The organism is Mycobacterium sp. E3198, assembly GCF_001667015.1.
Classification (GTDB): domain Bacteria; phylum Actinomycetota; class Actinomycetes; order Mycobacteriales; family Mycobacteriaceae; genus Mycobacterium.
The window spans coordinates 1-632 of sequence record NZ_LZIS01000213.1 but is presented as its reverse complement, the minus strand read 5'-3'; the positions used below and the strand labels follow the sequence as shown (position 1 = coordinate 632).

The window sequence follows — 632 nt, the reverse complement described above, 5'->3', positions numbered from 1 at the left end:
TGACGGGATGGCCAAGGACCAGGGCGTGCCCATCTCGACGATCTCGTTCGGCACCAAAGGCGGCGAGATCGAGATGAACGGGCAGCGGGTCGCCGTTCCCGTCTCGACCGACCAGATGAAAAAGATCGCCCAGCTCTCCGGCGGGCAGTCCTACACCGCGACCAACATCGCCGAGCTCAACAAGAGCTACAACGCCATCGAGAACGACATCGGGTTTCGCACGGTGCCCGGACCCGGCAGCGCCGGGTGGCTGCGCCTGGGCGTCGTCGCCGCGCTCATCGCCGCGGCGCTGGCCCTGTTGATCAACCGGCGGCTGCCGACCTGATCGCCCACCCGATCGCCGCCCTGATCGCCTAGGAGGGCAACCGGCTGTTGAGCGCGAGACCGGCCAGGATGGCGCCGGCCAGGACCACCGCCCCGAGCAGCATCCAGGCGAGGCTGGCGTCGCCCTTCACCGTCTCGTAGCCGATCTGGCGCTGCAGCGTCGAATAGACGCTTTCCAACGATTGCAGGCTGTCGGCGTGGAACGCCTCGCCGTCGGTGATCTTGGTGATCTCCTGCAACGTCTGGTCGTCGACGGGGACCGGGATGGTGGCGCCCTCGTAGTCGACGGTGCCGTAGGGCGTGCCGAA

At 67.6% G+C, this 632-nt stretch carries 2 pseudogenes; one reads left to right on the top strand and one right to left on the bottom strand.

Annotation, left to right across the window (positions count from 1 at the left end):
- Positions 1–325: pseudogene (locus A5673_RS22820) on the top strand (hypothetical protein); the annotation flags it as partial.
- Positions 326–353: 28 nt separating this feature from the next.
- Here A5673_RS22820 and A5673_RS22815 read toward each other — a convergent pair.
- Positions 354–632: pseudogene (locus A5673_RS22815) on the bottom strand (hypothetical protein); the annotation flags it as partial.